1 protein-coding gene and 1 pseudogene are annotated in these 1037 nt (G+C 38.0%); both read left to right on the forward strand.

The genetic code is table 11. The features are described from left to right. Positions 1–259, forward strand: a 259-nt coding sequence (locus tag O9290_RS12285) for a transposase (RefSeq protein WP_288087110.1), incomplete at its 5' end; no start/stop codon positions are given. 323 nt (positions 260–582) lie between these two features. Next, a pseudogene (locus O9290_RS12290) lies at positions 583–867 on the forward strand (phosphoribulokinase); the annotation flags it as partial. Positions 868–1037 lie beyond the last annotated feature (170 nt).

The following is a 1037-nucleotide window of genomic DNA, read 5'->3' on the forward strand; positions in this document are numbered from 1 at the left end:
TAAGAGAAGATTTGGTTTAAATCTGTGCATGACAAAACTACCTGAAACTTCAGAAACGTCCATTGCTATTACCTTTTTGGTTGTCAATCTTTCCCGACTGCTTCGGCAGTTTTTTGGGCTTTTTTTGTCTTTCTTGATTTCTGGGCGAACAAAAGAACTAAGATGTCGGCAACGCTTTAATAAAAATTATGTTAAAAGTGATTTTACTCAAGTAAAACTTATCACTTGGGCGACAAATTATTGGCACTCAATAGCATAATTCTTTGAGCGACTTTTTCAGCAAACCCTATTTAATCTTTCAATAGGATTAGTTTGACCAGTTTCTTTTCCGGCGTTGCTGAATCAAGCTATGAATGACAACCTTGCACCCATCCAAAAGTTAGTTTGGGTCTAGGTTTTAAAAATACCACAAAAGAAGATTCATATCTCAAATCAGCAACGCCAAAGATATTTATCAGAAAAGTCATGATCAAGCTAGAGGTTTAAAGACTGATCGGGTTCCAATTATTTTTATTAATAAATATTTTACACAATTCATACCAGGTAAGCAAGAGGGCTACGGCACTACTACCGAATCATTACCTTAAACTCTACTATGGTCCAGATGGCTTCTTGGGGAATGAAGTGTCGATTCTGGAACTAGATGGTCAATTCGATAACCTGGAATAAATGATCTACATCGAAAGCCATTTGAGCAAAACCGGCACTAAATACTACGGTGAAATGACGGAATTACTGCTCAAACACAAGGATTATCCCGGTTCTACCAATGGTACGGGTTTATTCCAAGTGTTAGTCGGTCTCAAAATGCGTGAAACCTACGAAAAACTAATGGCCGCTGAATCAAAAGTGGCAGCCCAAGTCTAGTTTCTAGTTTTGACCGAGCCGGCATCCTACCCTAGGGCTGTTTCATTCTCCCATCAGAATATCAAAAGTAAAAGCGATCACTGTCAGGTAAAATGAGAAGTGAACGCGAACTTTTGAAAGATATGTTGAGCTTAATAGAAAAACTAAAACAAGTCAAGGACTTTCGGAAA

This window comes from Microcystis sp. LE19-41.2A (genome assembly GCF_027530405.1).
Classification (GTDB): Bacteria; Cyanobacteriota; Cyanobacteriia; order Cyanobacteriales; family Microcystaceae; genus Microcystis; species Microcystis aeruginosa.